Annotated in this window: 6 protein-coding genes and 1 pseudogene; 5 read left to right on the forward strand and 2 right to left on the reverse strand. The window is 44.9% G+C overall.

The window, feature by feature from the left end:
• On the forward strand, positions 1–342 hold a 342-nt coding region (locus A1D16_RS15445; RefSeq protein WP_290711097.1), incomplete at its 5' end, for a translocation/assembly module TamB domain-containing protein.
• A 42-nt stretch (positions 343–384) separates the two neighbouring features.
• On the opposite strand, the gene A1D16_RS15450 is transcribed toward A1D16_RS15445, so the two are convergent.
• Positions 385–1,602 (reverse strand): bifunctional 3,4-dihydroxy-2-butanone-4-phosphate synthase/GTP cyclohydrolase II, encoded by a 1,218-nt coding sequence (locus tag A1D16_RS15450; RefSeq protein WP_290711099.1) that lies wholly within the window; start codon positions 1,600–1,602, stop codon positions 385–387.
• Between the two features lie 210 nt (positions 1,603–1,812).
• On the opposite strand from A1D16_RS15450, the gene A1D16_RS15455 reads away from it, so the two are divergent.
• A complete protein-coding gene (locus A1D16_RS15455; RefSeq protein WP_290711101.1) occupies positions 1,813–5,073 on the forward strand; it encodes a TonB-dependent receptor in 3,261 nt (1,086 codons plus the stop codon).
• A gap of 83 nt (positions 5,074–5,156) precedes the next feature.
• Here the strand turns inward: A1D16_RS15455 and A1D16_RS15460 are convergent, their stop codons facing one another.
• Positions 5,157–5,987 carry an alpha/beta hydrolase-fold protein gene (locus A1D16_RS15460; RefSeq protein WP_290711103.1) on the reverse strand — a complete coding sequence of 277 codons (831 nt, stop codon included), beginning with the start codon at positions 5,985–5,987 and terminating at the stop codon, positions 5,157–5,159.
• Positions 5,988–6,137: 150 nt separating this feature from the next.
• On the opposite strand from A1D16_RS15460, the gene A1D16_RS15465 reads away from it, so the two are divergent.
• The 3 genes and pseudogenes from A1D16_RS15465 to A1D16_RS15475 form a co-directional block, all read left to right on the forward strand.
• The gene (locus A1D16_RS15465; RefSeq protein WP_290711105.1) at positions 6,138–7,100 is read left to right on the forward strand and encodes a hypothetical protein; all 963 of its coding nucleotides are present in this window, start codon (positions 6,138–6,140) and stop codon (positions 7,098–7,100) included.
• A gap of 117 nt (positions 7,101–7,217) precedes the next feature.
• Positions 7,218–8,324, forward strand: coding sequence for a carboxylate-amine ligase (locus A1D16_RS15470; RefSeq protein WP_290711107.1), 1,107 nt, complete (start codon positions 7,218–7,220; stop codon positions 8,322–8,324).
• 16 nt (positions 8,325–8,340) lie between these two features.
• Positions 8,341–8,547 (forward strand): annotated as a pseudogene (locus A1D16_RS15475) (hypothetical protein); the annotation flags it as partial.

Genomic DNA, 8,547 nt, shown 5'->3' on the forward strand with positions numbered 1-8,547 from the left:
GGGCAATCAAATGCGCAGATATTGTTACCGGATCGCACCAATATTAACCTGAGCCTGGCGAAGAGTTACCTGAATGAGCGGCTTACATTTATGGTCGGAAGCGCCATTGACTTTGGGATCAATTCCCGGCAGGCGGCCACGTTTCAGTTTCTTCCCGATGTATCTGCCGAATACAAACTGACCCCGGACGGGAAATTCCGGATTACCTTCTTTTACCGGAACAACTGGAGTTATGCGTACCAGAGTGCCTTGCAGCGATCTGGTGTCGGCATTTCTTACAGGAAAGAATTTGATCGTATCTGGGACCTGTTCCGGCGTAAGAAGAAGAAAGGGGAAAAATAATCAGGCAGGGTCAGGCAGGGCGGCAACCCGGCTACCCGAGGTCTATTTTTCATTGTCTTCTGCCCCCAGGATGGTATGCCCCAGTTTATCTCTTTTGGTTTGCAGGTATTTTTCGTTGTGCGGATTGGGGTTAATACGGATCGGCACGGTATCCACAATTTCAATTCCATATCCTACCAGTCCGGCTCTTTTCTTCGGATTATTACTGATAAGTTTCAATTTAGATATGTTGAGGTGCCGTAGAATTTGTGCGCCTACTCCATAATCCCGTTTATCCATGGGAAAGCCGAGGTGCAGGTTGGCTTCGACGGTATCCATGCCTTCTTCCTGCAGTTTATAGGCCCGGAGTTTATTCATAAGTCCGATTCCCCTACCCTCCTGGTTCATGTAAAGCACAACTCCTTTACCTTCCGCTTCAACGAGTTGTAATGCTTTATGGAGCTGTTCACCGCAATCACAACGGAGAGAACCGAGGATATCGCCGGTGAAACAGCTGGAGTGAACGCGTACGAGCACGGGTTCGTCTTTTTCCCAGCTTCCCTTGATAAGGGCCATATGTTCATTGAGGGTATGTTTTTCGCGGAAGGCGATCATGGTAAAATGCCCGTATTGGGTAGGCATATCCACCCGAACCACTTCTTCGATTAGGGTATCGCGGCGGAGCCGGTATTCGATCAGGTCTTTGATGGAAATGATTTTGATACCGAATTTCTTGGAGATTTCGACGAGTTGCGGCAGTCGGGCCATGGTGCCGTCTTCGTTGAGGATTTCGACGAGTACGCCAGCGGGTTCGCAACCGGCAAGGCGGGCCAGGTCGATAGTAGCTTCTGTATGTCCGGCGCGGCGCAGCACGCCGCCTTTTTTAGCTTTTAAGGGGAAGATATGGCCGGGGCGCCCTAATTCTTCGGGGCGGGTATCCGGATTGATAAGTGCCAGGATGGTTTTAGCGCGATCTTGTGCAGAAATTCCCGTAGTGCAACCATGGCCGAGCAGGTCGACAGAAACGGTGAATGCGGTTTCGTGCAGGGCGGTATTACTGGACACCATCATATCGAGCTTTAGTTCATCGCAGCGGTCTTCTACGAGCGGGGCGCAGATAAGTCCTCTTCCTTCCTTGCTCATAAAATTGATGATTTCGGGGGTCACGTGGCGGGCGGCGATTACAAAATCGCCTTCATTTTCGCGGTCTTCATCATCTACCACAATCAGCATCTTTCCTTCCCTAAAATCTTCGATGGCAGTTTCGATACTATCCAGCATACTCCAAATTTTTGCAAAGCTACGGTAAAGACGTCAGACAGGTGTTAGAATAGGTGTCAGATACCTGTTAGACAGGTATCTGACACCTTCCAAGTCGCTCCCCACCCGCCTCCCCGGGGTAAACCGGGAGGTTACAATTTGTTAACACTATCCTAATAACATAAAGAAATTATTCAGTTTCTTTGCAGCAAATTGTAAAACACACACATTATGCTTTTGAAGAGAATTGTAGGACTGGTCTGCCTATTCCTGGCAGTTACAGTCAGCACAACTGCTCAGGTAACTACCAGTGGCATGAGCGGTTTTGTTAAAACCTCTACCGGAGAACCCTTGGTCGGCGCAACCATAAAAGCCACCCACGTACCCACGGGATCGGTTTATACCAGCACCACTCGGATTGGGGGTCGTTTTGATATCCAGAACATGAATCCTGGTGGCCCTTACACAATTGAAGCTAGTTTCATTAACTTCCAAACAACCAAAAAGGAAGACATCTACCTGACACTTGGTGAAACATTCCGAGCCGACATTAATCTTACCGATAAAGCAGACGAATTAGTTGCTGTAGTTGTAAGTTCAGTAAGAAAGCAAACAGCTGCTGGCGGAAAAGGCGGTGCTGAAACAGTTATTGGCCGTGATCAAATGGCTAACCTGCCTACTGTTGGCCGGAATATCAGCGACTATTTAAGAGCTATTCCACAGGCAAAACTGACTGCTGCAGATGGAGGAATTACTATCGCAGGTCAAAACAACCGTTTTAATTCCTTTTATATTGACGGTGCCGTTAATAATGATGTATTTGGTCTGGCAGCTTCAGGCACAAATGGCGGACAGGCAGGAATTGCGCCCATTTCTATTGACGCTATTGACCAGTTCCAGGTAGTAGTTTCGCCATACGATGCATCCCTCGGCAACTTTACAGGTGGCGGAATAAATGCCATTACACGTTCAGGTACAAATCAATTTCAAGGGTCTGTCTATTATTTCTTCCGCAATCAGGACCTTACAGGTAAAACTCCCACCGGTGATAAAGCTAATGCAACAAAATTAGCTGATTTTAAAAATCAGACCATTGGTTTCAGAGTTGGGGGACCAATTATAAAAAATAAACTGTTTTTCTTTATTAATGGTGAAGTTCAGCGGGATGAACGTCCGCAACCCTTTGACTTCGAAAATTATACAGGAAACACCCAGGATATTACCGTTATCAATAATCTCAGATCTACCATCTTAAGTGAATATGGATATGAAACCGGTGGCTTCAATGATAACCCGGAAAAAGTAAATGTTGACAGAATAACAGCCAAATTAGACTGGAACATTAACCCACGGCATAAATTCTCCTTCAGCTATCGTTTAAATAAAGGCGAACGGTATAATACCTCTTCAAGTAGTAATACCGCGATCAACTTCTATAATAACGGGTACCTGTTTCCAACAAAGACCAATTCCTTTTCCGCTGAGTTAAACAGCAATTTGAGAAGAGGCATGAGTAATAAGTTACTCATTACCTATACAGACGTTCTGGACGACAGAAAACCTTTAGGAGATCCATTTCCAAGGGTCACAATTCTTGATGGAGCTGGCCGCTTTGTATTTGGATCTGAAAACAGTTCCACGCAAAACAAGCTAGAACAGTCTACCATCAGTTTGTTTGATGCCTTCAAAGTGAATCGTGGAAAACATACTTTAACCATTGGTACAGACAATGAATTAAACAAAGCGTTCAACGTGTTTCTGCAAAACACTTATGGAAACTATGAGTACGCTGATCTCGCCACTTTCCTCGCAAACGGCAATCCCCGTCAATACATCATCGGCTACCCAACCATAGACAACGATCTGACCGATAATACGGCAGCTGCAGCCAATTTTAAAACAGCCCGTCTTGGTCTCTTCATCAATGATGAAATCAAGGTAAACGAAGCATTTACGCTTAATCTGGGTGTTCGCGCTGATTATAATCTGTTTTTGACCAACCCGCCGGAAGACACTTATTTTAACGAAACAGCCCTTCCGATTTTTTCTCAATTCCATGACTTCAAAGGTGCCAGATCCGGACAAAAACCAAAAATGCCGGTTTCTATCTCTCCCCGTATTGGATTCACTTACAAAATAGACGATGAAAACATCGTAATTCGTGGAGGTGTAGGTATGTTCACCGGCCGTATTCCATTGGTTTGGCCTGGAGGTATTTATAATAATACTGGTATTAGCCAGGCAAGATTTACAGCAAGCTCCTCTCAGAATACTGCTGCCTTATCGCAAATCACATTCCGTCCTGATCCATTTGACCAATACCGTCCGGAAGACCTTGGCTTCGGTGTGTCAAAAGGTAATATTGATTTGATTTCAGCAAAATTCCGCGCACCAAAAGTTTTAAGAACATCTTTAGCCGTTGACAAAACCTTTGGTAATGGGTGGAAATTCACAATTGAGGGTATTTATACGAAAGGCATTAATGAAACCTTCTATACAAACGCTAATATTGTTCAACCAAACCTTGTTTCAGCTGGTCCGGATAAACGCCAGGTATATCAAAATCCCGCTAAAATTGCATTTCCCACGGGGAGCAACCCCTATGACAATGTGCTGATCCTTTCCAACAACAATGGAGATAAAGGGTTTAGTTACAATTTTACATTTGCGCTTGAAAAACGTTTCCAGAGAGGATTTAGTTTCAATGCAAACTATACCTACGGAGAATCGGTTACCCTGCATGAAGCAACCAGTTCAGTAAACCTGAGCCAATGGGCAAACATGGAAGCTGTAAACAGCCGCAATGCTCTTACGCGTTCAGTATCTGATTTTAGCCAGGGTCACAGAATCTTCGCATTTGTTGCGAAAAAATTCAGCTACGCCAGAAATAAAATGGCTACTACTTTATCATTGGTTTATAATGGTCAATCTGGAAACCCACTTAGTTATACCTATAATGGTGCGGTTATCAGAGATGGTGCCAGCAACTTCAATGACCTGATATATGTACCCACTTCTGCACAGGTTCAAACGATGACATTCCTGAACAATACAATCTCAAATGTTACCTATACACCTGATCAGCAACGGGCCGCTTTTGAACAATTCATCGAGAACAATTCCTACCTGAAAAGCAGAAGAGGCTCTTTCGCTGAAAGAAATGGAGATCGTCTTCCCTTTACGCATATACTTGACTTAAAAATTGCACAGGACTTTAATGTAAAAATCGGAGGTAAAGTATACTCTTTACAAGTGAGTTACGATATCTTCAATTTTACCAACATGCTGAACAGAGAATGGGGCAGAACCTATTTTGCAAGCTTTGACCAGTACAATGCGCTCAATTTTGCTGGCTATACCAATGCTATGGTTCCGCAATACCGTTTCAATCCTAATAACGCAAATGTTAAACCATATTCAGTTAGTACCAGTACTGTACCTAATTACAGTGCAAGATGGGTAAGCCAATTAGGCTTCCGCCTGAACTTCTGATAACATCAACAACCATAAAAAGAGGCTGTCTCCCTGCAGAGACAGCCTCTTTTTTTATACCACAGCGAAAGCGATCCATGCAATCATTTCCGGCCAAAAGCCCATTCCAGGAATACCGGCATCGCGCGCCCCCAGGTAGCCACATCATGCCTGCCGTCTGCCAGCTCCAGGTAATACATATCCTTTTCCCGATGATAGCCTTTTCGTTCCAGCTCTGCCATCAACCCCAGGGTATCATCAATAGAATCTATGATCCCATTCCCATTCCTGTCATTGGTCTCATCTAATGTACCTGTACAGAAAAAGAATTTTAACCAGGGAGCATAGGCCCCTTTGCGGACCAGGTCGTGCATGATCCGGTGTTTATCATCATCGTATTCGGGATCTGTCTGATCTATTATCCGCCACCAGAGCGAAGCAGAAAAAACTCCCACCCGGGTAAATTCATGCGGATGTGCCCAAACGATATCCAGGGCGGATAGTCCACCCAGGCTAAATCCTCCCAAGACTTTTTCCCGGAATTCGGGATACCCCGATTCCTGCCGCACAACAGGCAATAGCTCCTCGAAGAAAAATTTGGTATAGTCTCCCGCTTTAGCCCCCCGACCCATATAGTCAGGGATAGCTGCTGTGCCATATTCCATTTTACGTTCTGGTCCGGCATGTATAGCCACCGCTATCAGTGGCAGCTGTCCCGAACCCTGCAAAAAATCAGCAAATATTCCGGTCCACCCCATGGTGGCCATATCCTGTCCGTCGTTTAACAACAGCAAGGCAGGCTGTTCATTTTTGTTCAGAAAATCAGGCAAATAAATATCCACTTGTACTGCTCGCTGTAAAAAAGCAGAATCAAGCTGAATAGATTTTACAATAATCGTATCGGTTGTTTTCTCCAGGGGCATCAATGCACGCATAGCTGTTCACAATAAAATAATACAGGGCGTTGAAAATACAGGAATTTGGCGAAAAAAAAGCTATCCAAAAAAGCCAGGCAGGCCATTCATACTTGATTAAATAATAGTATATTCAAGGCAGATCAATCCCATTCACCAATACCATTCCACATGAAGAAAATAGGCATTTTGTTTGGCCAGGAGCGGAGTTTTCCCATGGCATTTATAGATCGTGTAAACAGCAAAAATATTGAAGGCATTGTAGCGGAGCCCGTCCGGATTGATAAAGTTATGCAGGGCGAGCCAACCGAGTATGCCGTACTTATTGATCGGATTTCGCAGGATGTTCCCTTTTACCGGGCTTTTCTAAAAAACGCAGCACTTTGCGGCACCGCCGTTATCAACAATCCTTTCTGGTGGAGCGCCGATGAGAAATTCTTCAACAACTGCCTGGCTACTAAAATCGGTGTACCCGTGCCAAAGACCGTAATACTGCCCTCGCGCGATCTTCCGGCAGATACCTCCGACCAGTCTTTCAGCAACCTTGCCTACCCGCTCGACTGGGAAGGAATTTTTAATTATGTAGGTTTCCCGGCCTATATGAAACCTTTTGCAGGTGGTGGCTGGAAAAATGTATACCGCCTGGTAAGCATGGAGGATTTCTTCGATAAACACGCCGAAACCGGAGAATTGGTGATGCTGCTACAGGAAGAAATCATATTTGAAGAATACTACCGCTGTTATTGCATCGGCGGAAAACATGTACGGATTATGCCGTATGAACCCCGCAACCCGCATCACCTGCGGTACCAGGCAGGGTTTACAGCTAGTCCAGAGCGATTAAAACAAATGGAAGAAATTGTCTTACGCATCAATCATTTCCTGGGATATGATTTCAACACCGTTGAACTGGCTGTACGGGATGGCATCCCCTATGCTATTGATTTTTGTAACCCCGCCCCGGATGCAGAAATTAAAAGTGTGGGAGAAGATAATTTTGCCTGGGTGGTTGAAACTGCCGCTAACTATGCCATTGAAAAAGCGATGGCTTACCAGCCGGGAAAAGACAACCTGACCTGGGGCGAATACATCAAAAGAAGTGCCGGCAAAACAGCCCTTACAGCCGGCCTCTAGATATATTTTTCGCACACAAAAAGTTGTATAAAGCAAACAGGTAGCATTCGACAACTGTTACAACAGGCAGTTCATGCTCCTCAAAAAATTGTTTACCTATAATTTCTACCTTCCGTCATGATCAACTACCAGCAATTTACCCTGGGTATTGAAGAAGAATACATGGTCATCGATCCGCAATCGCGGGAACTTAAAAGCCATGAACAAAAAATTGTACTAGAAGGGCAAAAAATCATCAAGGATAAAGTAAAGGCCGAGATGCACCAGGCCGTGGTGGAAGTTGGCACCGATATCTGTAAGGATATTGATGAAGCACTTAAAGATGTTGCCACATTACGAAATACTATTTCGCATGTAGCCGGCGATCTGGGTTTTGCCATGGGAGCTGCGGGCACCCATCCCTTTAGCCATTGGGAAAGCCAACTGATCACCGACCATGTCCGCTACAGTGAAATTGTGAACGAACTGCAGGAAGCCGCTCGAAGCAACCTTATTTTTGGCCTGCACGTGCACGTAGGAATGGAAAGCCGCGAGATGGCTAACCATATAGCCAATAGCACCCGCTATTTCCTGCCCCATATTTATGCACTCAGTACCAATTCTCCTTTCTGGGAAGGAAGGCTTACCGGCTACAAATCATTCCGTACAAAAGTTTTTGACAAATTTCCCCGAACAGGTATTCCGGAATATTTTGACACCATCGAAGATTATGACCATTATGTCAAAATGCTGGTTAAAACCAATTGCATCGACAATGCCAAAAAAATCTGGTGGGATCTGCGGGTACACCCCTTCTTTAATACCGTAGAATTCCGTATCTGCGATGTGCCGATGACCACGCATGAAACCATCATTATTGCAGCCTTATTCCAGGCCATTTGTGCCAAAATCTATAAACTCAGGAGTAATAACCTCAACTTTATTCAGTATTCAAGAGCCCTGATCAACGAAAATAAATGGAGAGCCAGCCGCTATGGAATCGACGGACGCCTGATTGATTTCGGAAAGGAAGAGGAAGTAAATACCCGGGTATTAATTTATGAACTGCTCGATTTTGTGGACGATGTGGTAGATCAACTGGGAAGCCGGCATATATTAAACCTGGTACCAAACCTGCTCGAAACAGGAACCGGAGCCGACCGTCAAATGAAAGTATACCAGGAAACCAATAGCATGGTGGCTGTTGTTGATTATATAAAAAGTCAATTCCTATATGGCATCTGATATCCAATACCTACCAATGCAGCGTTTTTTCCGCCGTTGGTGGACAGTGATCGCTATTGCCTGCTACACCCTGCTGCTAAGCAGCTGCGTAGCCACGGCACCCTATGACCAATATGTTTATAAGGAATCTACCAGTTTAAAAGTAGATGCGATGAACCTGATGGATAAAGCAGAACAAACCTATACCTCGCAGCAAAAAGAAATTGAGGCTTTTACGGATCAA

It is taken from the genome of Flavihumibacter sp. CACIAM 22H1, assembly GCF_001601815.1.
Classification (GTDB): Bacteria; Bacteroidota; Bacteroidia; order Chitinophagales; family Chitinophagaceae; genus Flavihumibacter.

Bases quoted from the DNA above. Each gene is read 5' to 3' on its own strand.
- A1D16_RS15450 (WP_290711099.1), bottom strand. From the start codon at position 1,602: ATGCTGGATAGTATCGAAACTGCCATCGAAGATTTTAGGGAAGGAAAG.
- A1D16_RS15455 (WP_290711101.1), top strand. From the start codon at position 1,813: ATGCTTTTGAAGAGAATTGTAGGACTGGTCTGCCTATTCCTGGCAGTT.
- A1D16_RS15460 (WP_290711103.1), bottom strand. From the start codon at position 5,987: ATGCGTGCATTGATGCCCCTGGAGAAAACAACCGATACGATTATTGTA.
- A1D16_RS15465 (WP_290711105.1), top strand. From the start codon at position 6,138: ATGAAGAAAATAGGCATTTTGTTTGGCCAGGAGCGGAGTTTTCCCATG.
- A1D16_RS15470 (WP_290711107.1), top strand. From the start codon at position 7,218: ATGATCAACTACCAGCAATTTACCCTGGGTATTGAAGAAGAATACATG.